Genomic DNA, 23,602 nt, shown 5'->3' with positions numbered 1-23,602 from the left:
CATGAGCAAAAAGATTTTGATTATTTCCTCAAGCCCGCGCAAGGGCGGCAATTCCGACCTTCTGTGTGATGAGTTCTTGAAGGGCGCCCGGGGAGCAGGCCATGAAGCGGAGAAGGTGCGCCTGGCGGAGAAGCGCATCGGCTATTGCCGCGGCTGCGGCGTGTGCCATGACGCCCGCGCCTGCCTCCAGCAGGACGATATGGCGGAACTGCTGGACAAACTGGTGGCGGCGGACGTCATCGTACTGGCCACCCCCGTGTATTTTTACACGCTGTGCGGCCAGATGAAGACGTTCATCGACCGCACGGTGCCCCGCTACCAAGAGATGCGGGCCAAGGAGTTTTACTTCATTCTGGCCGCGGCGGAGGATAACCGGGCCGGCATGGAGCGCACCGTGGAGTGCTTCCGCGGTTTTCTGGACTGCCTGGAAGGGGCGGTGGAGAAAGGCGTGGTTTACGGCGCCGGAGCCTGGAAGATGGGGGACATCAAGGGCAATCCGGCCATGAAGCAGGCCAGAATCATGGGGATAGGAGCCTAGGAACGCCTCTCATGAAGGAATCCGGAACACAAAGAAGAGATGAATAAAGATTTTTGCGCATAGTGAGGATAGGTGAGCGTTTCCCGCGGCGTCCGGGTTTCCGGACACGGGATGAGGATGCCGCGGGAAGACAGCCCTCCGTTCTCTTTTTTCCACGGGGAGGCCCGGCCCCGTTTCCATGCCGGGCAGCCAGTTTCATTAAACACAGGCCATGAAAAGAATATTACTGTATTTGCATGTAGCAGGGGCTTTGCTTGCCCCCAGCTGCTCCGCGGAGCCGGAGGCTCCGTCACCATCTCCAAGCACCATGAATATTACGATTAAAGCAGGAGAACGGGAAGTTGCCGTCACTCTTCAGGATAGCGCCGCCGCCAGGGATTTCATGTCCCTGCTGCCTCTGACGCTGGTTCTGGAAGATTACGGGGATACCGAGAAGATCAGCCCCTTGCCCGGAAAACTGTCCGCCGCCGGGGCGCCCTCCGTGGGGAAACCCTTCCGGGGGGCCATCGCCTACTACGCCCCATGGGGCAATTTATGCATTTTCAGGAAGGATTTCAGACCGTCCGGCGGTCTGGTCATTCTGGGGAGTCTGGACGGGGATGGCCTGAAGGCCCTGGATGTTCCCGGAAAGCTCCGCGTGACCATTGACGTGAAACGCTGATTTCCGGGGCTTTTCCGGGTTGCGCCGGAACCGGACTCATTCCTTGCTGTTGGAACCGGGAGAAAACCGTTTTCCGGTTGCAGGGGGGGCTGGCGCCTCATTGTTGGAGAAGACGGTGGTAATGACATGAAACAATTATTTATAAGAAGATGAAATTAATACGTTTATTGAATCAGGGCGCCGATGCGTCCTGCGGCTGGAAAGGAGGGAAGGATGCCTCCCGCTGAACAATTGAACCCCGTCAGTCCGCGGGAGCGTTCCGTGGTTCTGGATGCCCTGCGGGGGCTGGCGCTTCTGGGCATCTGCCTTGCCAATTTCCCGGAGTTTTCCCTGTACACGTTCCAGAGTCCGGAGGTTGTTTCCGCCATGCCCACGGCCGGAATCGACCGCGTGGTCCGGTTTCTTCAGTATGTTTTCATTGACGGCAAGTTTTACAGTTTGTTTTCCCTGCTGTTCGGCATCGGTTTTTCCATCATCATGGCTCATTCCATGGAGAAGGGGAGGAACGGCCTGGCCGTTTTTTACCGCAGAATGGGCCTTCTGGCCCTGCTCGGGCTGCTGCACCTGATGCTTCTGTGGAGCGGGGATATCCTTCTTCTGTATGCGCTGGCAGGCATGCTGCTGCCGCTGTTCCGGAACGTGCCGGACAGGAAGCTGCTTGCCGTTGCCGCCGTGCTCGTTTTCTGCCCCGTCCTGATGGACATTCTGAAGGTGTTGCCGGGCCTCCGGCTGGACCTGGCCGCCTCCGTGGAGGGCGCGGTCCAGTATTTCAACGGGCGCAGCGGGATTACGGAGGACAATTTCAGCAGGTGGCTGGTGGATGGGGAGCATTATTCCGACGTGCTGAAGTTCACGCTGTCCGGGGCGTTCATCCGCATTCAGGAACTGCTGGAAAGCAACCGGGTGTTCAAGGTTCTGGCCCTGTTCCTGCTGGGCCTGTATGTGGGGAGAAAGGGCATTTACGCGAATTTGAAGATCCACCGGGAGCTTTTGAAGAAGGTGTGCCGTTACGGTTTTCTGGCGGGGCTTCCCCTGTCCTTCCTTTATGCCGCCCATGCGCTTCATCTGCTGGGCGGGGGCCCCGTGGCGGGCGCCTGCCTGTATGCCGTCAGCGTTATTCCGCTGAGCCTGGCGTATGCGTCCGTTTTCTGCCTGTGGTTCCTGCGCCGGCGGCAGGCTCCCCTGTTCCGCGCCCTGGCAGCTCCCGGGCGGATGGCGCTGACCAACTACATCGGCCAGTCCGTCCTGGGCATAGTCCTGTTTTACGGCATAGGCTTCCGCCTGGGGGCGCGGATGGGGCTGGCGCAGGTGGAATTGACTGCCGCCGCCGTTTTCCTGTTCCAGGTTTTGTTCAGCCATGCGTGGCTGAAATTCTGCCTGTTCGGCCCCCTGGAATGGGGGTGGCGCATGCTCACTTACGGAAAACGGCTTCCGTTGTTCCGGAAGCCTCTGCTTCTCCGCGGAGGGAAGGCGGCTCCTTTTCACAAATAAATGCCCGGGAGATTTTCCAATGCCTGCCTATCCCATCACGGAACAACCGGGGCGCCCGGGTATCATCACCGCGTATTTCATGATTTACGTCGTCTGGGGGTCCACTTATTACTTCATCGGGAGGGCTCTAGAGGCGTTCCCCACGTTTTTGCTGGGCGGCCTGCGCTTCTGCGCCGCCGGGTTCCTTCTCCTGCTGGCGGCCCGCGCCCGGGGGGAGGGCGTTTTCCGGAGCGCCCTGGTCCGGAAGTCCGCCGTCAGCGGCGTCATCCTCCTTTTTGTGGACATGGCCGTGGTCATGCTGGCCCAGCGGTATTTGAGCAGCAGCCTGGTGGCTATCGTCGTCTCCTCCACGGCCATCTGGATCATGGCGCTGGACGCTCCCATGTGGCGCAGGAATTTCCGGAGCGTTTCCGCCCTGGCGGGCATGGGCGCCGGATTCCTGGGGGTGGGGCTTTTGTTCGCGGAGCAGGCGCTTCAGGAAGAAGGGGGCGGCCAGGGGGCGCAGGGAATTCTTTTGCTCGTCCTGGGCTGCGTCTCCTGGGCCCTGGGCACGCTGTACGCCAAGTACCGCTCCTGCGCGGAGGAAGCGGTGAATAACGTGGGAGGAGCCGCGTGGCAGATGCTGGCGGCGGGGGCCATGTTCTGGTGCTGGGCCCTGGCCCGGAGGGAGCCGGAGGAAATGAACTGGGCGGACGTTCCCGCGTCCGCGTGGCTGTCCCTGGCTTATCTGGTGCTGTTCGGTTCCATTCTGGCGTACACCAGTTATATCTGGCTGCTCAAGGTGCGGCCTGCGGCGGAGGTGGGCACGCACGCCTATGTCAATCCGCTGGTGGCCGTGGTCCTGGGCTGCGCGGCCGGAGGTGAGGGAATGACGTGGGTGCGGATGGCCGGGCTGTGCATCATCCTGGGCAGCATCGCGCTGGTCAGGAGAACCCCGGCGGAAGCTCCATCCGGGGAGGAGAAGGGGCTTTTCCCGGACCGCCCCGTGGAGTACAGGAGGGAAGTAGCTTGCCGGGGAAGTGAAAAATGAATGTTTTCACGAGTCCGTTTTTTATGAAATGAGTTTTATGACAGTTAATATCCATTGAATATGAATACATTAAAAATGATGAACCAGAAAATGCTAAAAATGCTTTGCATTACAGTTACTATAATGAATAGCCTGAAGGAAGAAAGAGGAAGGCATGATTGGCGGCCAGCGCCGTTCCCATTTCTTTCCGCTCCCTCCCTTTGCCGGGAGTACGTCACCGCCGCGTAAACGGCACGCCATGAATATCAAAAGAACATTTTACCAAACCATGACCATGACCAAGAGAATGATTAAAAACACTTCCTACGAAGGGGAACGCCCCTTGTTTGCCTCCCATCATTTGAGACTGGAGGACGTTACGATTTATCCCGGAGAGTCCGCCCTGAAGGAGTGTTCCGACATTGAAGCCGTGCGGTGTGAGTTCCGGGGCAAGTACCCCTTCTGGCACAATGACGGCCTCCTGATCCAGGATTGCCTGTTCCGGGAAGGCGCCCGCGCCGCCATCTGGTATTCCCGGAACCTGCGCATGAAGGATACGCGGGTGGAGGCGCCCAAGATGTTCCGTGACATGGACGGAATGGCGCTGGAGAACGTGGTCCTGACGGATGCCCTGGAGTGCTGCTGGCACTGCCGGAACGTGGAACTCCGCAACGTGCAGGCGGACAAAGGCGATTACCTGTTCATGCACGGGGAGAATATAGACATTGACGGCTTCCGCCTGAACGGGAATTACTCCTTCCAGTATTGCAGGAACGTAGTGATCCGCCATGCGGAGATCCATTCCAAGGACGCCTTCTGGAATACGGAGGACGTGACGGTGTATGATTCCGTGGTGGACGGTGAGTATCTGGGCTGGCATTCCAAGAACCTGCGCCTGGTGAATTGCCGTATTTCCGGCACGCAGGCGCTGTGCTACGCGGAGAACCTGGTGCTGGAAAACTGCACGTTCGGGGAGGATGCGGACCTTTGCTTTGAGTACTCCTCCGTCCGGGCGGAGATCAAGGGGCGCGTCCACAGCGTCAAGAATCCGCGCAGCGGCCGCATCGTGGCGGACAGTTACGGAGAGATCATTCTGGACGGGAACTGCAAGGCCCCGGCGGACTGCTCCGTTGAAACGGCGAAAACCCAGTCGGGAGAAGCGGCATGAAGTACGATTTTGACACAGTGGTTCCGCGCCGCGGCACGAATTCCTACAAGTGGGATTCCATGCCCGCGGTGGACATCCTCCCCATGTGGGTGGCGGACATGGATTTCCGCACGGCCCCGGCCGTGACGGAGGCCATCCGGAAGAGGGCGGAACACGGCATTTTCGGCTACACGCGGGTGCCGGATTCCTATTATGAGGCGGTGGTGAACTGGTTTGCGCGCCGCCACGGCTGGAAGATCAGGCCGGAGTGGATGATTTACACCACGGGGGTGGTTCCCGCCCTGTCCGCCATCATTAGGGCCCTGGCTTCTCCGGGGGACAAGGTGCTGGTGCAGACGCCGGTGTACAACTGCTTTTTCTCCTCCATCCGCAACAACGGTTGCGTGGTGGAGGAGAATCCGCTGAAGTATGAGAACGGGAAATACACGCTTGATGCGGAGGACCTGGAGCGGAAAGCGGCTGATCCCGCCGTCAAGCTCCTGCTCCTGTGCAATCCCCACAATCCCGCCGGGCGCGTGTGGACGCGGCCGGAGCTGGAGAAGATCGCGGAGATCTGCCGGAGAAACGGCGTGCTGGTGGTGGCGGATGAGATTCATTGCGAGCTGGCGTATCCCGGCCATCCCTACACGCCCTTCGCCTCCCTGTCGGAGGAAGCCCTGCGCCATTCCGTCACCTGCATTTCCCCCAGCAAGGCCTTCAATCTGGCGGGCATCCAGATCGCCAACATCGTCGCGGCGGATGAGGAAATACGGCAGAAGATAGACAAGGCAATCAACATTAACGAGGTGTGCGACGTGAACTCCTTCACCGTGGACGCGCTGGAGGCAGCGTATAACAACGGGGAGGAATGGCTTGAGGAGCTGAAGCTCTACCTTTACCGGAATTATGAAACGGTCCGGGACGTGCTGGGCGTACGTCTGCCACAGCTCCGCGTGCTGCCCCTGGAAGGCACGTACCTGGTCTGGATGGACTGTTCCGCGCTGGGGCTTCCCGAGGCGGAAATCGTCCGCCTGCTGGAGGAAGAGGGCCGCGTGATGGTGAACGGCGGGGAAATGTACGGGGAGACGCAGGGCTGCTTCATCCGCCTGAACATCGCCTGTCCCCGGAAACTGCTGCTTGAAGGGCTGGACAGAATCTGCCGGACCCTGGAGGGCCGCGTTTCCGGAACATGAACGCGCCCGGCATTCCCGGGCGGCCTCGCAGGAAAATAACAAACAATCAAGTTACCATGGGAAACAACATGACAAGAAGAGCGTGGCTCCAGTCTTCCACAGCGGCCCTGGCGTCTCTGGCCTTGCCGGAATACGCGCTGGGGGCGGCAGCGGAAAGAAAAGGGGCGTCCGGAGTATGGATGACGAAGGAGATTTCTCCGGAAGCGCTCGTAAGGATTTATGAGGCTCTGGGGCGCCCCGCTTCCGGCAGGGTGGCCGTCAAGATCAGCACCGGGGAGCCCGGAGGCCATAACTTCCTGAGCCCGGACCTGATCAGGGACCTGGTGCGCCGCGTGAACGGCACCATCGTGGAATGCAATACGGCTTACGGCGGCAAGCGCTCCCGGACGGAGGACCATCTCAAGGCCGCGAAAGACCACGGCTTTTCCGACATTGCCAGGGTGGACATCATGGACGCGGAGGGAGAGTTCACCATTCCGGTGAAAGACAGGAAGCACCTGGAATACGACATCGTGGGAAGCCATTTGAAGAATTATGATTTCATGATTAACCTGGCCCACTTCAAGGGGCATGCCATGGGGGGCTTCGGCGGGGTGATCAAGAACCAGTCCATCGGCGTGGCGTCCGCAAGCGGCAAGGCGTACATCCATTCCGCAGGAAAAACGCGGGACGTTTCCGCCGTGTGGAACAATCTGGCCGTGCAGGACGATTTCCTGGAATCCATGGCCGCCTCCGCGCAGGCCGTGGCAGACTATTTCCGGGACAGGATTCTTTACATCAACGTGATGAACAGGCTGTCCATTGACTGTGATTGCGACGCCCACCCCCATGACCCGGAAATGAAGGACATCGGCATTCTGGCCTCCACGGACCCGGTCGCGCTGGACCAGGCGTGCCTGGACCTCGTTTATGCCGTCAAGCCTTCTCCGGGAGACAACAGCAGGCCGCTGATCGAGCGCATTGAAAGCCGCCATGGGAGGCATACGGTGGATTACGCCGAGAAGATCGGTTTGGGGAGCAGAAACTATGAACTGAAGGAACTTCCGCCGCCGAGGGGCGTTTGACAGGCCTTTTTTAATATCAATAAACAATACAAATAGAAACGATTATGGAAGAATTAACATTGAATAACGGAGTGGTCATGCCCATCCTGGGCTTTGGCGTTTTTCAGATTCCGGACGCCGCGGAGTGCGAACGCTGCGTGCTGGACGCGATCAGTGTGGGCTACCGCTCCATTGATACGGCGCAAATTTACGGCAATGAAGAGGCCGTGGGCCGCGCGGCGGAGAAGAGCGGGGTGCCGCGCGAAGAATTGTTCCTCACCACCAAGGTGTGGATCACCAACGGCGGGTATGAAAAAGCGAAAGCCTCCATTGACGAATCCCTGCGCAAGCTGCGCACGGATTACCTGGACCTGCTGCTCATCCACCAGCCTTTCAACGATTATTACGGCACCTACCGGGCCATGGAGGAGGCGAACCGGGCCGGGAAGGTCCGCGCCATTGGCGTGAGCAATTTTTATCCGGACCGCTTTGTGGACCTGGCGGAGTTCTGTGAAATCAAGCCCGCCGTCAACCAGGTGGAAACGCACGTGTTCAACCAGCAGGTGAAGGCCCGGGAGCTGATGGCGAAGTACGGTACGCGGGTGGAATCCTGGGGCCCCTTCGCGGAAGGCCGCAACGGATTTTTTACGAACCCGGTCTTGAAAGACATCGGAGAGAAGTACGGCAAGACCCCGGCGCAGACGGCCCTGCGCTTCCTGATCCAGCGCGGGGTCATCGTCATTCCCAAGACGACCCACCGGGAGAGGATGGAGGAGAATTTCAACGTTTTTGACTTTGAACTTACCCAAGAAGACATGGGCGCCATCGCCAGGCTGGACCGCGGGGAAAGCCTTTTCCTGTGCCATCAGGACCCGGAATCCGTCCTGTACCTGATCAATTACGGGAAGCAGTAATTCACATGAAGTACCGGGAAGATGACAGGACATTCATTTAAAAGGCTTTGCGTAGCTTTCTCCGCCTGCTTCTGCTGCGCAGGAAGCTTGTTTGCTGAACATAATAACGCCAACACAGACAGGATCATGAACGAAAAACTGAATTTAACGCAGGAATGGGACAAGGTATTTCCGGAAAGCGGCAAGGTAAGCCACCATAAGGTGAGCTTCCGCAACCGCTACGGCATTACGCTGGTGGCGGATTTGTACGTGCCCCGGAAGGCTGCCGGGAAGTTGCCGGCTATCGCCGTTTCCGGCCCCTTCGGAGCCGTGAAGGAACAATCTTCCGGGCTTTATGCCCAGACGATGGCCGAGCGCGGTTTTCTGGCGATTGCGTTTGATCCCTCGTATACGGGAGAGAGCGGGGGAGAACCCCGTTACGTCGCCTCCCCGGACATCAACACGGAGGACTTTTCCGCAGCCGTCGATTACCTCTCCACCCGCGACGACGTGGACCCCGAACGCATCGGAATCATCGGCATTTGCGGCTGGGGCGGCATGGCCTTGAACGCGGCGGCTATCGACACCCGCATCAAGGCGGCGGTAACTTCCACGATGTATGATATGAGCCGCGTGAACGCGAACGGCTATTTCGACGCGATGGATGCCGGCGCCCGCCATGAACTGCGCCAACGGCTGAATGCCCAGCGCACCGCCGATGCCAAAAACGGTTCCTATGCGCTCGCCGGGGGCGTGCCCGATTCTCTGCCCGCGGATGCCCCCGCGTTCATGAAGGATTACTATGATTACTATAAAACGGAGCGCGGCTACCACAAGCGTTCGCTCAACTCAAACGGCGGATGGAATGTCACCTCCGCGCTCTCCTTCATGAATATGCCCCTGCTGGCGTACAGCGGGGAAATCCGCAGCGCCGTGCTCATGATTCACGGAGAAAAAGCCCACTCTCGCTATTTCAGCGAGGATGCCTTCAAGAAGCTGAAGGGGGATAACAAGGAGCTGATGATCATTCCCGGCGCAAGCCATGTGGATCTCTATGACAATCAGGCCGGGGTTATTCCTTTCAACAAAATAGAGCAGTTCTTTCAGGAGCATTTGAAATAGGCTATTCTGCGGCTGGCTCCCCAGGAACAGCGTTACGGCGAGTAACTTGAAATGGGGAGTCATCCGCCGGTTTCCGGCAGGGGGGGGCACGGCAGTTTTCTTTTCCGTCCCGCAGGATTCAGGCAATTTTTAAGGAAGAGACACATGATACTGATTTTCGGAGCGTTGCTTGCGGTTTACGTTTTCTGCCGCGCCATCCTGCCGCTGAGGCTGAAATGGGGCTGGAAGGTCCTGCTTGCCGTCCTTCTGGCGGTGGCGGCATTCAAATTCCACCTGCTGCATTTGTTTGGCGGCCCCATGTTTTTCTCCCCGGTTCTGCCGGAAGGAGTCCTGCTGGCGGCCGCGTGGCTGTTCTCCGTTCTTTTCCTGTTCTTTTTCCTGCTGCTGGCGGCGGACGTGGCGCGTCTGCTGTACCTGCTGGTTCTGTTCTGCCTGCGGAGGAAGAGGACGGAACGGTTCCGCATCATCGGCAACCGGGTGAACCTTGTGCTGCTGGTTATGGCCGCCGTGCTGGCTACGGTGGGGATGGTCGGCGGTACCGCGGTGCCGCGGGTGAGGGAGGAGGCGATTGCCGTGAATCATTTGCCGGAGGGTGCGGACGGCCTGACCGTCGCCGTGCTGGCGGACCTGCACGTGGACGGCATCACGCGGGCGGACCGCATCCGGAAGATCGTGGAGCGCACGAACGCCCTGAATCCGGACATCGTCATTATCGCCGGGGACTTTGTGGACGGGACGGTTCCCGTGCATGGGGATGATTTGAGGCCGCTTGCGGATTTGAAGGCCAGGTACGGGGTGTTCGGCGTGCCGGGCAACCATGAGTATTACTCCGGTTATGAGGAGTGGATGGAGTTCCTGCCCACCCTGGGCATCCGGATGCTTCATAATGAACACGTGCTGACTGGAGAGGGAGGCGCAGTGGTGCTGGCCGGGGTGACGGACCCGGTGGCGGGCATCATGGGAAGGGAGGAGCCGGACATCCGCAAGGCGCTGGCGGGGGCTCCGGAAAAGGGAGTGCGCATCCTCGCCTCCCATCAGCCGCGGCTGGCCCCGGAAGCGGCGGAACACGGCGTGGACCTTCAGGTTTCCGGCCATACACACGGCGGCATGATTGCCGGAATTGACCGGCTGGTGGCCCGGTTTAACGAGGGCTTCGTTTCCGGGCTGTATACGGTGGGGGATATGAAGCTGTACGTCTCCAACGGAGCCGGAATCTGGAACGGCTTTCCTATCCGCATCGGCGTTCCTTCGGAAATCGTGCTGATACGGCTTAGGAGAGAGTGACAGCAGTGTTGAGAGTGGAGAGTTCAGAGTGGAGCGTGCGGGCGCAGCCTCCGGAGGGGATGGGGAAAAACATGTTGACTTATAGCTGCTCTAACGTTTAGACAGGGATAAGGAACAAGGTTCATGCACGGGGACTGCGGGATGAAACGTTTTCATCCCAGGCTGTTTTCTGCGTGGCCTTCCAACCCAGACATTAAATTCATGAAAACAATATCAATGATATGCACGCTGGCGGCCGCCCTGATGACGGGGGCCGGATGCTCGGGACAGGAACAGCCGAAGGTTTCCGCGGAGCCTGCCAAGGTTCTCGTGGCCTACTATTCATGGGGCGGCAATACGAAGTACGCCGCCGCGCAGATTCAGAAGGCGACGGGAGGGACCCTGTTTGAGATCAAGCCGGCCAGGCCCTATCCCGCCGAGTACCGGGAATGCACCGTGCAGGCCAAGAAGGAGATTCAGGAAGGCTTCAGGCCGGAACTCGCGTCCAGGGTGGAAGACATCGGCAAGTATGATGTGATTTTCATCGGCAGTCCCAACTGGTGGAGCACGATTGCGCCGCCGGTCGCCGCTTTCCTGGCAAGTTATGATCTTTCCGGAAAAACGGTGATTCCGTTTGTGACGCACGGAGGCGGCGGCATGGCGCGCTGTGGGGAAGAGGTGCGGAAGTTGTGCCCCAAGTCCACCGTTCTCAAGGGCGGAGCCTTTGCCGGAGAGGGCATCCGGACGTCCAGGGCCGCCCTGGTCAAATGGGTCAATGACACGATCACCGTCAACAAATAATGCTCCTGATGAAACGAACCCTTGCGGGAATGGCTTTTTCCCTCGCCTGCCTGATGAACCTTTCAGAAGCCAAAACCATGAATAACGATACAAGCGCCTTGTCGCCAAAAGAACAGCAGATTGCCGCCATCAGCGCCCATACGGCCCGGGGTGACATGCCCGGCCTCCGCAATGCCCTGGCCGCAGGGCTGGACGCCGGACTGACCCTGAACGAGCTCAAGGAGGTGCTGGTGCAGATGTACGCCTACTGCGGCTTCCCCCGCAGCCTGAATGCCCTTAATGAGTTGATGGTTCTGGCGAAGGAGCGGGCCGCGCGCGGCATTAATGATACGGCGGGTGCGGAAGCGGGAGCTCCGCCCGCCGGAAAGAGCATTGACTTTGGCACGGCCAATCAGACGAAGCTTTGCGGCGCTCCGGTGAAGGGGGACCTTTTCCTGTTCGCCCCGGCCATTGACGAGTTCCTGAAGGCGCATTTGTTCGGGGACATTTTCGGCCGTGACAACATGGACTGGAAGACCCGGGAGCTTGCCACCATTGCGGCCCTGGCGGCCATGGAAGGCACGGAAAGCCAGTTGAATTCCCATATCCGCATCGGCAGGCACAATGGCCTGACTGACGAGCAGGTGGAGGCCATTCTGGCCGTGTCTTCCTCCTCCGCAAAGAAGGCCGCCTTCCCCAGGGGGGAGCCGGCCCCGGCCAATTTTACCGGAAACGCCTGGGTAGCCATGCTGGTGGACAATAAGGATTACGACCTGTCCGCCTATAACGTCACCTTTGCCCCCGGCACGCGGAACAACTGGCACAGCCATTCCGTGGGGCAGGTGCTGCTCTGCACGGAAGGCGCGGGATATTACCAGGAGCGCGGCAAGGCCGCCCGGCGTCTGGCGCCCGGTTCCGTGGTGGAGATTCCGGCTGATACGGAGCACTGGCACGGCGCGGCTCCGGATAGCGGGTTCGCCCACCTCGGCATCACGCCCAGGGCCGCTTCCAACAAGACGACGTGGGGAGGTCCCGTGACTGACGCGGAGTATGCGGAGGCGACGGGAAGCAGATAAAAACGCCGGGACAGCCCTGCGTTCCGTTCTTTCCCGGGGAGACGAAAAGGAGCGGGTTCTCCCTGAGCTGGAATACGGAAGGGCCGGGAATTCCAGCGGAATTCCCGGCCCTTCTTTTTATGTTTTTTGAGGGAGCGGCCTATTCCTCCGGAGCAATGTTCGGTTCGCTCGCGCTGGCGTGGTTCAGCGGGTTGCAGCTGTCCGGCCTGTGGTTGTCCAGCAGGTCCTGGTAGAATTTCTTCTTGTATTTCAGGACCTCCATCTGCTTTTTCAGGATGCGGAGCTGTTCCCGGAGGCTTTTCTCCTGCTTGAAAATCAGTTCCGCGCGTTCCGGAATGGTGGTGTCACCCTCCTGGCACAGGTCAATGTAGTGCTTGACGCCTTCAATCGGGAGGCCCGTCATCCGGAGGCAGTGAACCAGGCGTAGCCAGCCCAGGGTGTAGTCTGAGAACATGCGGGCATTCCCTCCGCTGCGGTCCACATCCGGAATCAGCCCGGCGTTTTCATAATACCGGATGGTGTAGGCGGACATCTCCATCATTTCCGCAACCTGTTTCACGGTATATTTGGGAGTACGGTCATAGGAGGGCCGGTAGGCGCTGGATGGATTCTTTTGAGTGATCATCGTGCAGTTGATAGATTACAGTTACTCTAATATACTTACTGGCGCGTAAAGACAAGCGTTTTGACGGGATTCAGGCTGGGAAGGTGTTGAAAACGCGTGGAAATCCATTAGTGAATAACATGTTGATAACATGTAAATAAATGAGGGGTTTTTTCAATCCCTGTTCCAATGGAGAACGGAGCAAAGAACGCCGCAGTTTCTCCCGCCGGATAAACGCGCCTCTTTTCATGCGCTCCCCCGGACCGCGCGGAAAAGGCGCAGGAACGGCGGAAGGGCCAAAGGGTTTGACGGCTGGCGGCGGCGCATTACAATGAAGGCCGTTCCAGAAAAGAACCCGCCATGATTATCGCCCCCCTTTCCGACGCCGCCCGGTACGAGAACCTGAATCCGCTGTTCAAGCGTGCCTTTGATTTTGTGAGGGAGGCCGGTCCGGCCACCCTGGAACCGGGGCCCCATGTGCTGGTGCAGGATGCCCTGGTCGTCATGGTGAATGAACCTGTGATGAAGAAGCCGGAGAAGGCCCGCATGGAAGTGCACGACAGGTTCATAGACATCCACGTGCCCCTTTCACGGGAGGAAGGGTTTGCGTGGAAGGACCGTGCAGCCCTGGAAAAGCCTTCCGAACCGTTCAATACGGAAAAGGACGCGCAGCATTACGACGATGCGCCGGACACCTCTTTTACCGTGAAGCCGGGGCAGTTCGCCGTCTTTTTCCCGGAGGACGCCCATGCCGGCTGCATTGGGGAAGGCGCTCTCCGGAAACTGGTGATTAAAGTCAGAACGGCCTGACCCGCATTCCGGAACAATGGTCCGGAAATGGGGACAGGCCGTCCATTAATTGCCCGCCCGGCTTGCCTGCCGGCGGAGCCATGGTTCAGCTTATTTTTCGTCTTCCACCCGGGCGTCCTGCTTGGGGTCCTGCGGAGCGTTTTCCGGAATCCAGACGGCCACGTTGCCGCCGTGAACCAGGAACTGGCCGTTGCCTTCCTCGTCAATGGTGACGGTTTCCTCCACGTTTCCGGTGGCTTCCTTCCAGGTCTCTCCCGCGTGCTGCTTGCCCACGTTCATCACCTTGTCTCCGTCCTCCCCGTTGGAGATGAGCACGGCCACGCCGGATTTAGGGTGGTTTTCATCCCCCACGCGGGTAAAGCCGATGGTGTTCGGATGGTCAAAGTAGTAGTTCTGCTCCCCGAACGCATGGTTCTTGCGGATTTCCAGCAGGTTGTCGATGATGCCGCGGTGCATGGGCGGGTTGCCGCTCACGCCGTAGTAATCTCCGTAAAAGATGCAGGGGTAGCCTTCCTTCATGAGCAGGATAAGCGCGTAGGCGGAGGGCTTGAACCAGTCTTCCACGGCTGATTCCAGGGAGCTGCCCCACTGGGAGTCATGGTTGTCCACAAAGGTGACGGCCAGCGTGGGGTGGTTCTGGACCAGGGTGCCGTCCAGAATCTTGGAGAGGTCGTAATCCCGGCCCTGCTTGGAGGCCTGGTACATGTTGTAGTGCAGGGGCACGTCAAACAGGTCCACCTTGTAGCGTTCCTCCTTGAGGTACTCGTTCAGGGAATCCAAGTCCTGCTTCCAGTATTCGCCCACGGCGTAGAAGTCCTCTCCCCTGTCCTTACGGACGGCCGCCAGGAATTTCTTGATGAACTCGTCATTGATATGCTTGATGGCGTCCAGCCTCATGCCGTCCAGGTCCAGTTCCCGGGATACCCAAACGCCCCATTTTTCCATTTCCTTCACCACTTCCGGGTGGTCAAAGTCCAGATTGGCGAACATGAGGTAGTCATAATTGCCGTTTTCTTCGTCCACGCCTTCGCTCCAGCTCTTGCCGTCCCCCATGATCTTGAAGATGGCGGTCTTTTCCGTAGCGGCGTCATAGTCCGTGCCGGTGAAGTGGTACCAGTGCCATTTGAAGTCGGAATACTTGTCTCCGCGTCCGGGGAAGTTGAAGCCGGTCCAGCCTTCGATCTCGTACGCGTCCGTAATTTCCTGGTCCCGGTTCTGCTGGTCCACTTCCTTGGCCATGAATTTTTCCGTATAATCCGCTCCGGCCTTGTGGTTCATCACGGCGTCCAGGTAAACGCCCACGTGGTGTTCATGAAGGGCCTTGATGGCGTCCTGGAGCTCCTGCTTGGTGCCGTATTTGGTGCGGACGGTGTTTTTCTGGTCGAATTCACCCAGGTCAAACAGGTCGTAGGTGCCGTAACCCACGTCATTCTGTTCCTTGCCCTTGTAAGCCGGCGGAATCCAGACGGCTGTGACGCCAATCTCTTCCAGATGGGGGGCGTCTTCTTTCAGCTTGTTCCAGAACTGCCCGTCATTGGGCAGGTTCCACTCAAAATATTGCATCATGATTCCGTTTTTCATTTTGTCAGATTCCTTGTAAATGTATTTCGGGTTATTCTCTCAGAGGGTGGCCGGCAGGTGGAAAACAGGTTCCCCGGCTGCTCCCGGACCCGGCTCCGGATGATGAATTCACACGAAGCCGTCAACAAAATAGAGTCCCTAACGCGCCGCGCGTTAGGCATACTGCCGGGGTTATGTCTGTAAAAAATGGATGAAAAAGGCCTGATGAAGCGCCTCCGGCCCTTGCGGAAACTGAAATAAAGCAGGACGCCGGGAAGGAAAAAAACTCCTTTCTCTGCGCTGCGGTAAAGAGGCACGAAGGCCGGAAGCTTCCGCTCCCGGCTGGCCGTTTGCCGTTCACGCCATGGTGGTATGTCCTTTCCCCCGTGTTTCCTGATGGCCGCGCTGCTGGGAACAAGGGTTTGACTCATTCGTCTTTCAGACTCTTTCATCCTTCGGGCTCCATGCTCCGCATTCCGTCCAGCCGCAACGCAGTTTCCCGGCCCTTGTAAACCAGCAAACCATGCTTTCTTCCTGCCGGGAAGGAACTCCGCAAGCTTTTGCGGCAGCCAGAGGGAAACTGGGCGGCAGCGAAGGAAGGCCCCGGAAGGCTTGTGTCACACGCCGGGGGCTTACGCTTGGGGCAGGTAGTGCCTGTTCTTCAGGCGGTAGTATTTGAGGAACCGGCGGATGAAGAGCAGGGTGACGATGAAGGAGAGCACATCCGCCAGCGGCAGGGAGGCCCAGACGCCGTCCTGGCCCCAGAATCGCGGCAGTACCAGCAGGAACGGGAGCAGGAAGAGCATCTGGCGCGTCAGGGAAAGGAAGATGGCGAGCCGCGCCTTGCCGATGGCCTGGAAGAAGTTGCCGATGATGATCTGGCTGCCGATGAGCGGGAAGGCGAGCACGCAGATGGTCAGGCCGTTGGCCGCCAGGCTGATGAGGGCCGCGTCATCCGTAAACAGTCCGGCAATGCCGCGGGGGAAGAGCACGCAGGCCAGAAAGCCCAGCGTGGTGAAGGCGGTCCCGGCCAGGACGCCGTATTTAAGCGTGAGCAGCACGCGGCCCGGCTTCATGGCCCCGTGGTTGTAGCCGATGATGGGCTGCATCCCCTGCGTGAGGCCGATGACGAGCATGGCGAAGAGGATGAGGATGCGGTTGATGATGCCGTAGGCCCCGATGGCCAGGTCTCCCCCGTGGTCCGCCAGCTGCCTGTTAATGGCGATGGTGACCGCGCTGCCGCAGACGTTTACCAGGCACGGAGCCATGCCGATGGACAGGATTCCGGTGACGATGGCCTTACGCAGTTCCCAGATGCCGCTGCGGAAGTGGACCGTGCTGGCCGCGTCGGAAAAGTGGAGCAGCACGCGCGCCATGCCGGTGACCTGGGCCAGCAGGGTGGCCACGGCGGCCCCGGTGATTCCCCATTTGAACCAGAAGATGAAGATGGGCGCCAGGATGATATTGATCCCCACGGAGAGCAGGGTGGAGCCCATGGCCTTTTTGGGGTAGCCGGTGGCCCTCATGACGTGGTTGAGGTTGAAGAAGACGTATGTGACGGGCAGCCCCAGCAGGGTGACCAGCATGAAGTCATACGCGTACGTGAGCGTCTGTCCGCTGGCTCCGAAGGCGGTCAGGATTTCCGTCAGGAAAAGCAGTGTGGGAACCACCAGCACCACGGCGGCGATCAGGCTCATGATGAGGACGTTCCCCAGCGTGCGTTCCGTCCCCTCCTGGTCTTTCTTGCCCAGCCGGATGGAGCTGATGGCCGCTCCGCCAATGCCTACCAGCGTGCCCAGGGCAAAGGTCAGGTTCATGATGGGGAAGGTGACGGCCAGGCCGGACAGGGCCAGGGGGCCCACCCCGTGGCCGATGAAGACGCTGTCAATGATGTTGTACAGGGAGTACACCACCATGCCGGCGATGGATGGCAGGGAGTACTGGACCAGCAGACGCCATACGGATGCGTTTTCCAACTCTGCGATGTTGCGTGACTGGGCTGCCATGAACGGACCTCCTTTTCAGACGGGAGGCAAACTATAGAAATGCGCGGAGGGGTTGTCAAGCTGTCCACCCGTCCGGGGAGCGGGCATTTTTCCGCCACAGCGGCCGGAAGGCCTGTTTTTGATTGACTGGGGAAGTTTTTGGTAGTTGATTCCTTTCCGCCTTTTCCAGGAACCTGCCATGTCTTTATCCCTTCGCTCCGTTCTTTGCGCCGCCGTCTGCGGAACCACCCTTCTGTACGCCTCATGCCTGCCCATGCTCGGCACCGGGCAGATGCTGGCGGGCACCCGTCTTGCGGACGGCCTGATATCTTCCTCCCCCCTGGATCTGGTCTGGAGGGGGGACATCAGCTCCTTTCCCTCCTCCGGGCTGGAGACGCCCCGCGGCTTCAAGGTTTCCCCGGCGGATTCCTATTCCCTGCTGATGGAGGCCCGCCCCGGCATCAGCGGGGAATGGGCGTGCTACCATGACCGGAGCAATTATTACTGGGGCTTTGCGGCCGGGAAGACGGAGGAGGAAGCGGGGCTTTACGTCGTGCGCCACGGCGTGGCCGTGAACGGCATCAGCGGGGAGACGGACGCCCGTCCCGCCGTGCAGCCGGTGCAGGCGCCCTCCGTCATGTAGGCTCCGGTACTGGTCTTTTTGCAAAAACTGCTGTAAAAGGCCCGTTTTCCGCGGAATGCGGCACGATGGATTTGACAGGACGGGGGCTTTCCGGGCGTATTATTAGCCGCATGAAGTTTCTCTTGTTATCGTTGGCATGGATGTGCATGGCGTGCGCCGGGGCGTGGGGGCAGGATACCGCTCCTTCCTTTCCGGCCACGGGGGCCAATTACAGACTGTTTCCGGCCGACCAGCCTCCGCTGGTTCCCAAGCCCCAGGAACTACGCTGGGACGGCAAGGCCATACCCGTGCAGTCCGTGCGGATTCTGGCTCCCGCGCCGTCCAGGACTTCCTATCCGGAGCAGATGAAGTTTATCGTTTCCGAATTGAAGTCCTTCCTGGCGGACCACCGGGTGAAGGTGGCCCAGGACGGAGCGTTCGCCATCAAGTTCGTGAAAGGGGAGGTGAAGGCCGGGACGGAGAATCCCAAGCTGAAGGAGGAGGCTTACTCCCTGCGCGTGACTCCCGGAGGCGCGCTGATCACGGCCAGGGACACCAAGGGGTTTTATTACGGCATGAAGACGCTGGAGCAGCTTCTTCTGCGCCGCGGCGGAACCACCACGGTTGCCGCGTGCGACATCGTGGACTGGCCGGATTTTGAAATCCGCGGATTCATGAACGACGTGGGGCGCAATTACATGCCCCTCCCCCTGATCGCGCAGGAGCTGGACTCCATGGCGCAGCTGAAGCTGAACGTGTACCACTTCCATTTCACGGAACATCCCGGCTGGCGGCTGGAGTCCAAGATTTATCCGGAGCTGAATGATCCCAGGAACTTTACGCGCATGCCCGGCAAGTTTTATACGCAGAAGGAGTTCAAGCAGCTGGTGGAGTACTGCCGCCTGCGCAACATCCTGCTGATTCCGGAGATGGACATGCCGGGGCACAGCCAGGCGTTCCGCAAGGCGCTCAACGTAAAGATGAGCGATGAGAAGGCCACCAAGGCCCTGGTGGCCCTCATCAAGGAGATGTGCTCCCTGGTGCCCAGGGAGAAGATGCCTATCATCCACATCGGCACGGATGAGGCCCACGGCAAGGACGAGCAGGTGAACAATGATATTTTGAAGGAGTACATCAATGCGGTGGAGTCCTGCGGCCGTACGCCCATGAGGTGGCACCCCGGCCTGACTCCGAAAGGCTATAACGGCTCCATCCAGCAATTGTGGTCCGGCCGCCAGAACCGCGGCGCGTGGCCTGCCAACGGAGCCAGGTACGTGGATTCCCTGGAGACCTACCTGAACCACCTTGATCCGTTTGAAACGGCCATGACCATGTATTTCCGCCGGGCGTGCCCGTTCCAGAATGCGGACGGCCTGGGCATGATGCTGTGCTCCTTCCCGGACCTGGAAATCACGGACCCGCGCAACCAGGTTCTCCAGACGCCCGTTTACGCAGGCATGGCGTTCGTTTCCGAACCCTTGTGGAACAATCCCCATGAAAAGGTGCAGGGAGACCCCAACCAGGACGAGTACATGAAGTATTTCTCCAACCTTCCGGTGCAGGGGGACCCGCTGCTGAAAGGGTTTGCGGAGTACGAGAACCGCGTGCTCGCCATCCGGGACCGCTTCTTCGTGAACAAGGAGTTCAATTACGTGCGGCAGGCCCATATTCCGTGGAAGCTGCTGGGGCCCATCCCCAACGGCGGAAAGACGGAAACGGAGTTTGCCCCGGAGGCGGACAACAAGACCGGGAAGATGAAGGATTCCTACGAGATTGACGGCGTCACCTACGAGTGGTCCAAGGATGCCTACACGGGAGCCACCATCATCTTCAAGCATTACTGCGATTTCCCGACGCTGTTCAACGGGGCGAAGATGGGGGCCTACCCCCACAAGAACCATACCTATTACGCGCAGACGTACATTTATTCCCCCAAGGCGCAGACGGTGCCCTTCTGGATCAGCGGCCATACCTGGGCCACATCCGACTGGCGCAACGGCCCGGCGAGCGTTCCCGGCAAGTGGTTCCACGCAAATCCCAAGTTCTTCGTGAACGGGCAGGAGATTGATCCCCCGCAATGGAAGAAGCCCCATAACGGCGGCGTGATGGTGGATGAAAACTACCATTTCCGCGAGCCCACGATGATTCCCCTCAAGAAGGGCTGGAACCGCGTGCTGGTGAAAAGCCCCAGCAACAATTCCGCGCGCCGGTGGATGTTCACGTTCGTTCCGGTGCAGGTGAATCCCAAAACGCCCGGCTGCAACGTGAAGGAATATCCCGGACTGAAGTTCTCCACGGAGCCCAGGTAACGGGTTTCCCGGCTGTTCCGGTAAATGACAAAGGCATGAAGCGCGTTCCGCTTCATGCCTTTTTTGTGCCCGTGCGGGGTTCCGGGAAAGCGCGGCGCGCCGTTAAAGTTTTTTCCAGGGCAGGGCCTCCAGCATCCCGTCAAAGCCCAGGCCCGTTCCGGCGGGTACGGCCACCTGCGGATTCATGCCGCCCATCTGGTCAATGAAGGGGTCCGGTTCAAACAGAAGGTGCGTGCAGAGGCCGCAGAGAGGAATTTCCGTGGGCAGGGCGTTGCGATAATAATCCGCCGCTTGGTAAACGGCCCAGAGCTGCCCCACGGGGTGGTCCATGACGGTGGTGAAGACGGGGGCTTCGTAAAGATATGCGGGGATGGCTTCCCGCGCGGGCTTGACGATGCGGATGATGGGCAGGTCCGAGGAGATGGCCGGCTGGTGCTCCGAGTCCGAACCCATATCCAGGGCCAGCGGCATTCCGGCGTCCACCAGCCGTTCCCAGCTCTGGATGGAGAAGGGGCACGGATCTTCAATGAAGTCTATCCGGGTTTTCAGGTGGTGGGGCAGGGATTTCCAGAACTTCAGGGAATCGTTTTCATTCAGGCAGCCGTTGAAATCCAGCCGCCAGCGCCAGGCGGGGACCATGGAGGCCAGCATGGTCAGCCGTTCCAGGGCGGCCGCCAGGTTGGGGCTGGCCTTGATTTTTCCTGCCTTGAACCCCTTGGATTCCATGATGCGGATGGTGGCGGGGCTGACGCAGGAGGGCAGCGTGGCATGGCTGGCGGGGATGTGGAGGCCGTCAAACAGGCTGATTCCCTTCGCGCGCGCCTCTCCGTCCGTCCGGGCGCACTCCACGGCGCGGACGCCCAGCGGCAGGGGGCTTCCCTTCCTGAGCGCGTCCAGTTCCTCCTGCAGCGTGGCGTCCCCCAGCTCCGGCCAGGGATGGATGCAGCCGTACCCGCCTTCATCCGTTTTAATGAGGGCTCCCTTCCTGCAAACTTCCGCGGCTCTGGCGTTCAGCGGACCGCAGGCCGTTAAAGAATATTCATGGTAAAACACAACTTTCATTCAAACAGCCTTTCAATCTTTTGTCACGATGAAAAAGGGTTTTCCATTGGATTTTGAAGGGGGAAAGGCTAAGCTCCGTGTCATGTACAGGACATTGGTGTTTGGGGCGGGCGGACGGGTGGGGAGCCGCCTGGCGGCGCATCTGGAAAAAGAAGGCATGGAAGTGGTGAGGTGCGGCCGGAACGCCTGTGATTTAAAGGATTTAAAAGTCCTGAAAAACGTGCTGCTTTCCTCGGGCGCCACCCATGTGGTGAACTGCGCCGCCGTGAGCGGCCTGGAGGCCTGCCTGGATGATCCGGAGACGGCGCACCGCGTGAACGCCATGGCTCCGGAGATGATGGCCCGCATCTGCCGCCTGGAGGGCATGCGCTTCATCCATCTGAGCACGGACTACGTGCTGGACGGCAGGAGGGGAGGCCTGAAAACGGAGGCGGAAAAGTGCCGCCCCGTGAATGTGTACGGAGAATCCAAGCTGGAGGCGGAACTCCGCGTGCGGGAGGAGATGCCGGAGGCGCTGGTTGCCCGCGTTTCCTGGGTGTTCGGCAATCCGGAGCGCCCCTCCTTTCCGGAGATGGTGCTGCGCAAGGCGCTGAACGGAGAACCGCTCTCCGCCGTGGCGGACAAATGGTCCATGCCCGCCTGGGTGGAGGACCTGTGCGGCTGGCTGCGCTTCCTGATGTATGAAAGCGATGCGTCCGGCGTGCTGCACCTGTGCCAGTCCGGGGAGCCGGTTTCCTGGCACGGATATGCCGTGAAGACGCTGGAAAGCGCGGCAAGGCATGGCCTTCTGCCTTCTTTGCCGCCCGTGGCGGAACAAAAGCTCGACGAACAGGCCGGTTTCAGGGATGCTCGGCCCCGGCATACCGCCATGTCCTGCGAACGGCTCGCTTCCCTGATGAAGAAGCCAGTGAGGACGTATGAAGAGGCCATTGACCTGGCCGTGGCTCGCTATGCCTCAGATCCAACATTTCTCTCCCGAATCTCATGAATGATTTCCGCAATCCCCGTGACGCCCGTGATTCCCGCCCCAGGCCCTCCTACCGGGACCGGCGTTCCCAGCAGGGGCCGCGCCCGCGCACGGCCCCCAGGAAGGCCTCTTTTGTCAACAAATCACCGGAAGGCAGTGAACAATGGCTCACGCCGTGGGTGGAACTGAAGTACTTCACGTACAATCCGGCCGTATTCCCCCGCATGCTCGGCTCCGTGAGCGGGGAAATAGCTCCGGGAAGCCTGGTGCACGTCTATGACAAGAACGGGGAACTCTTCGGCGCCGGCTTCTGGAATGAAGCCAGCCGAACGCCCCTGCGCGTGGTATACCACGGGAAGGACGCCTTTACGGAACGGGACCTGGACGCCGCCCTGGAACGCGCCGTGAAGCTGCGCAGGGACATTCTGCGCCTGGATGAAACCACTAACGCGTACCGCGTGCTGCACGGTGACTCCGACGGCCTGGGCGGCCTGGTGGTGGACCGTTATGCGGACGTGCTGAGCCTGGAGGTGAGCACGCTGGCCGTCTGGCAGCGTCTGGACCGCTGGCTGCCCCTGCTGCACCGCCTGTGCGGCACCAAACGCCACGTGGTGCAGGTGGACGAGAGCATTGCCCGCATGGAAGGCATCCGCGCGGAGGACGCCCCGGAATCCCCGGCTCCCGTCCGGATGGTGAAGATTGTGGAAAACGGCATCACTTATGAAGTGGACTTCGCCCAGGGGCACAAGACGGGCTTCTTCTGTGACCAGCGGGACAACCGCCTCAAATTCGCCTCCCTGGTGAAGGGGGCCACGGTGCTGGACCTGTGCTGCTACAGCGGCGGCTTTTCCATTGCCGCCAAGATGCTGGGAGGCGCCGCGGAAGTCACGGGCGTGGACCTGGATGAAAAGGCCATCGCCATGGCCAAGAGGAATGGAAACATCAACCAGCAGCGCATTGACTTCGTGCATGCGGACGCATTTGTCTACGCGCGCCAGATGGTGCGCAACGGACGCCTGTTTGACGCCGTGCTGCTGGACCCGCCCAAATTCATCATCGGCCGGGAGGGATACGAGGAAGGCATCAAAAAGTACCATGACCTCAACATGCTGGGCTTGCAGTGCGTGCGGCCCGGCGGCCTGTTCGTCACCTGTTCCTGCTCCGGGCTGCTTTCCCCCGCGGAATTTGAACAGACCGTCATCAAGGCCGCCCAGCGGCAGGGGCGCAAGCTCCAGATCATGGCCATGACCGGCCCCGGCTGGGACCACCCCTTCCTGAGCACTTATCCGGAAGGCCGCTACCTGAAGGTGCTGTGGGCCATTGCCCTGTAGGGGAGGACTGGATATTCAAACCGTTTCCACGTCTTGCAAAAGCAAGGGCCGGGAAAGGGAAGGAGGAGATACCTTGGATTCCTTTTTAGGGGGGGAGGTTCTACTTAGGTAGAAAACTATATCCATTCTCGGAAGG

Annotated in this window: 21 protein-coding genes; 17 read left to right on the top strand and 4 right to left on the bottom strand. The window is 59.7% G+C overall.

What is annotated here, in order from left to right; genetic code table 11:
- Position 1 precedes the first annotated feature (1 nt).
- The 12 genes from ABGM91_RS11245 (at position 2) to ABGM91_RS11190 (ending at position 12,216) form a co-directional block, all read left to right on the top strand.
- A complete protein-coding gene (locus ABGM91_RS11245) occupies positions 2–538 on the top strand; it encodes a flavodoxin family protein (protein WP_354832379.1) in 537 nt (178 codons plus the stop codon).
- Between the two features lie 307 nt (positions 539–845).
- On the top strand, positions 846–1,199 hold the full coding sequence (locus ABGM91_RS11240; RefSeq protein WP_354832377.1) for a cyclophilin-like fold protein: 354 nt from the start codon (positions 846–848) through the stop codon (positions 1,197–1,199).
- A gap of 213 nt (positions 1,200–1,412) precedes the next feature.
- Entirely contained in the window at positions 1,413–2,690 is a 1,278-nt protein-coding gene (locus ABGM91_RS11235; protein WP_354832375.1) for a DUF418 domain-containing protein, read from the top strand.
- Between the two features lie 19 nt (positions 2,691–2,709).
- Positions 2,710–3,720, top strand: coding sequence for an EamA family transporter (locus ABGM91_RS11230; RefSeq protein ID WP_354832373.1), 1,011 nt, complete (start codon positions 2,710–2,712; stop codon positions 3,718–3,720).
- A 274-nt stretch (positions 3,721–3,994) separates the two neighbouring features.
- The gene (locus ABGM91_RS11225) at positions 3,995–4,867 is read left to right on the top strand and encodes a DUF3737 family protein (RefSeq protein ID WP_343212594.1); all 873 of its coding nucleotides are present in this window, start codon (positions 3,995–3,997) and stop codon (positions 4,865–4,867) included.
- Positions 4,864–6,039, top strand: coding sequence for a MalY/PatB family protein (locus ABGM91_RS11220; protein WP_354832371.1), 1,176 nt, complete (start codon positions 4,864–4,866; stop codon positions 6,037–6,039). The genes ABGM91_RS11225 and ABGM91_RS11220 overlap by 4 nt, the downstream gene beginning before the upstream one ends.
- Positions 6,040–6,095: 56 nt before the next feature.
- Complete coding sequence (locus ABGM91_RS11215) at positions 6,096–7,103, top strand: DUF362 domain-containing protein (RefSeq protein ID WP_354832369.1); 1,008 nt, start codon at positions 6,096–6,098, stop codon at positions 7,101–7,103.
- Between the two features lie 44 nt (positions 7,104–7,147).
- Positions 7,148–7,996, top strand: coding sequence for an aldo/keto reductase (locus tag ABGM91_RS11210; RefSeq protein ID WP_354832367.1), 849 nt, complete (start codon positions 7,148–7,150; stop codon positions 7,994–7,996).
- 21 nt (positions 7,997–8,017) lie between these two features.
- Positions 8,018–9,097, top strand: a complete 1,080-nt coding sequence (locus ABGM91_RS11205) for an alpha/beta hydrolase (RefSeq protein WP_354832365.1) — start codon at positions 8,018–8,020, stop codon at positions 9,095–9,097.
- A gap of 144 nt (positions 9,098–9,241) precedes the next feature.
- On the top strand, positions 9,242–10,381 hold the full coding sequence (locus ABGM91_RS11200; RefSeq protein WP_354832363.1) for a metallophosphoesterase: 1,140 nt from the start codon (positions 9,242–9,244) through the stop codon (positions 10,379–10,381).
- A 201-nt stretch (positions 10,382–10,582) separates the two neighbouring features.
- Complete coding sequence (locus ABGM91_RS11195; RefSeq protein ID WP_290566777.1) at positions 10,583–11,161, top strand: flavodoxin; 579 nt, start codon at positions 10,583–10,585, stop codon at positions 11,159–11,161.
- Positions 11,162–11,169: 8 nt separating this feature from the next.
- Positions 11,170–12,216, top strand: coding sequence for a carboxymuconolactone decarboxylase family protein (locus ABGM91_RS11190; RefSeq protein WP_290566776.1), 1,047 nt, complete (start codon positions 11,170–11,172; stop codon positions 12,214–12,216).
- Positions 12,217–12,355: 139 nt separating this feature from the next.
- On the opposite strand, the gene ABGM91_RS11185 is transcribed toward ABGM91_RS11190, so the two are convergent.
- A complete protein-coding gene (locus ABGM91_RS11185; RefSeq protein ID WP_215428108.1) occupies positions 12,356–12,841 on the bottom strand; it encodes a MerR family transcriptional regulator in 486 nt (161 codons plus the stop codon).
- 339 nt (positions 12,842–13,180) lie between these two features.
- Here ABGM91_RS11185 and ABGM91_RS11180 point away from each other — a divergent pair, with 339 nt between their 5' ends.
- The gene (locus tag ABGM91_RS11180) at positions 13,181–13,630 is read left to right on the top strand and encodes a YhcH/YjgK/YiaL family protein (RefSeq protein ID WP_215428110.1); all 450 of its coding nucleotides are present in this window, start codon (positions 13,181–13,183) and stop codon (positions 13,628–13,630) included.
- A gap of 90 nt (positions 13,631–13,720) precedes the next feature.
- On the opposite strand, the gene ABGM91_RS11175 is transcribed toward ABGM91_RS11180, so the two are convergent.
- A complete protein-coding gene (locus tag ABGM91_RS11175; RefSeq protein ID WP_354832360.1) occupies positions 13,721–15,211 on the bottom strand; it encodes an alpha-amylase in 1,491 nt (496 codons plus the stop codon).
- 611 nt (positions 15,212–15,822) lie between these two features.
- Positions 15,823–17,196 carry an MATE family efflux transporter gene (locus tag ABGM91_RS11170; protein WP_354832358.1) on the bottom strand — a complete coding sequence of 458 codons (1,374 nt, stop codon included), beginning with the start codon at positions 17,194–17,196 and terminating at the stop codon, positions 15,823–15,825.
- Positions 17,197–17,374: 178 nt separating this feature from the next.
- Here ABGM91_RS11170 and ABGM91_RS11165 point away from each other — a divergent pair, with 178 nt between their 5' ends.
- Together ABGM91_RS11165 and ABGM91_RS11160 are read left to right on the top strand one after the other, a co-directional pair.
- Positions 17,375–17,818 (top strand): hypothetical protein, encoded by a 444-nt coding sequence (locus tag ABGM91_RS11165; protein ID WP_215428117.1) that lies wholly within the window; start codon positions 17,375–17,377, stop codon positions 17,816–17,818.
- A 110-nt stretch (positions 17,819–17,928) separates the two neighbouring features.
- Entirely contained in the window at positions 17,929–20,106 is a 2,178-nt protein-coding gene (locus ABGM91_RS11160; protein WP_354832356.1) for a family 20 glycosylhydrolase, read from the top strand.
- Positions 20,107–20,208: 102 nt separating this feature from the next.
- On the opposite strand, the gene ABGM91_RS11155 is transcribed toward ABGM91_RS11160, so the two are convergent.
- Entirely contained in the window at positions 20,209–21,168 is a 960-nt protein-coding gene (locus ABGM91_RS11155) for an enolase C-terminal domain-like protein (protein ID WP_354832354.1), read from the bottom strand.
- Positions 21,169–21,250: 82 nt separating this feature from the next.
- Between ABGM91_RS11155 and ABGM91_RS11150 the strand changes: the two genes are divergently transcribed.
- Together ABGM91_RS11150 and ABGM91_RS11145 are read left to right on the top strand one after the other, a co-directional pair.
- Positions 21,251–22,156 (top strand): sugar nucleotide-binding protein, encoded by a 906-nt coding sequence (locus tag ABGM91_RS11150; RefSeq protein ID WP_354832352.1) that lies wholly within the window; start codon positions 21,251–21,253, stop codon positions 22,154–22,156.
- Positions 22,153–23,466 (top strand): class I SAM-dependent rRNA methyltransferase, encoded by a 1,314-nt coding sequence (locus ABGM91_RS11145; protein ID WP_354832350.1) that lies wholly within the window; start codon positions 22,153–22,155, stop codon positions 23,464–23,466. Before ABGM91_RS11150 ends, ABGM91_RS11145 begins: the two co-directional genes overlap by 4 nt.
- Positions 23,467–23,602 lie beyond the last annotated feature (136 nt).

The organism is Akkermansia muciniphila (genome assembly GCF_040616545.1).
Taxonomy (GTDB): Bacteria; Verrucomicrobiota; Verrucomicrobiia; order Verrucomicrobiales; family Akkermansiaceae; genus Akkermansia; species Akkermansia muciniphila_E.
Note: the sequence above shows the minus strand (reverse complement) of the source record. Positions and strands in the feature narration are given on the sequence as shown.

Coding starts and splice junctions, on each gene's coding strand:
- ABGM91_RS11215 (WP_354832369.1), top strand. CDS start 6,096: ATGGGAAACAACATGACAAGAAGAGCGTGGCTCCAGTCTTCCACAGCG.
- ABGM91_RS11160 (WP_354832356.1), top strand. CDS start 17,929: ATGAAGTTTCTCTTGTTATCGTTGGCATGGATGTGCATGGCGTGCGCC.
- ABGM91_RS11205 (WP_354832365.1), top strand. CDS start 8,018: ATGACAGGACATTCATTTAAAAGGCTTTGCGTAGCTTTCTCCGCCTGC.
- ABGM91_RS11225 (WP_343212594.1), top strand. CDS start 3,995: ATGACCAAGAGAATGATTAAAAACACTTCCTACGAAGGGGAACGCCCC.
- ABGM91_RS11240 (WP_354832377.1), top strand. CDS start 846: ATGAATATTACGATTAAAGCAGGAGAACGGGAAGTTGCCGTCACTCTT.
- ABGM91_RS11180 (WP_215428110.1), top strand. CDS start 13,181: ATGATTATCGCCCCCCTTTCCGACGCCGCCCGGTACGAGAACCTGAAT.
- ABGM91_RS11195 (WP_290566777.1), top strand. CDS start 10,583: ATGAAAACAATATCAATGATATGCACGCTGGCGGCCGCCCTGATGACG.
- ABGM91_RS11190 (WP_290566776.1), top strand. CDS start 11,170: ATGAAACGAACCCTTGCGGGAATGGCTTTTTCCCTCGCCTGCCTGATG.
- ABGM91_RS11170 (WP_354832358.1), bottom strand. CDS start 17,196: ATGGCAGCCCAGTCACGCAACATCGCAGAGTTGGAAAACGCATCCGTA.
- ABGM91_RS11155 (WP_354832354.1), bottom strand. CDS start 21,168: ATGAAAGTTGTGTTTTACCATGAATATTCTTTAACGGCCTGCGGTCCG.
- ABGM91_RS11165 (WP_215428117.1), top strand. CDS start 17,375: ATGTCTTTATCCCTTCGCTCCGTTCTTTGCGCCGCCGTCTGCGGAACC.
- ABGM91_RS11185 (WP_215428108.1), bottom strand. CDS start 12,841: ATGATCACTCAAAAGAATCCATCCAGCGCCTACCGGCCCTCCTATGAC.
- ABGM91_RS11175 (WP_354832360.1), bottom strand. CDS start 15,211: ATGAAAAACGGAATCATGATGCAATATTTTGAGTGGAACCTGCCCAAT.
- ABGM91_RS11200 (WP_354832363.1), top strand. CDS start 9,242: ATGATACTGATTTTCGGAGCGTTGCTTGCGGTTTACGTTTTCTGCCGC.
- ABGM91_RS11150 (WP_354832352.1), top strand. CDS start 21,251: ATGTACAGGACATTGGTGTTTGGGGCGGGCGGACGGGTGGGGAGCCGC.
- ABGM91_RS11245 (WP_354832379.1), top strand. CDS start 2: ATGAGCAAAAAGATTTTGATTATTTCCTCAAGCCCGCGCAAGGGCGGC.
- ABGM91_RS11235 (WP_354832375.1), top strand. CDS start 1,413: ATGCCTCCCGCTGAACAATTGAACCCCGTCAGTCCGCGGGAGCGTTCC.
- ABGM91_RS11220 (WP_354832371.1), top strand. CDS start 4,864: ATGAAGTACGATTTTGACACAGTGGTTCCGCGCCGCGGCACGAATTCC.
- ABGM91_RS11230 (WP_354832373.1), top strand. CDS start 2,710: ATGCCTGCCTATCCCATCACGGAACAACCGGGGCGCCCGGGTATCATC.
- ABGM91_RS11210 (WP_354832367.1), top strand. CDS start 7,148: ATGGAAGAATTAACATTGAATAACGGAGTGGTCATGCCCATCCTGGGC.
- ABGM91_RS11145 (WP_354832350.1), top strand. CDS start 22,153: ATGAATGATTTCCGCAATCCCCGTGACGCCCGTGATTCCCGCCCCAGG.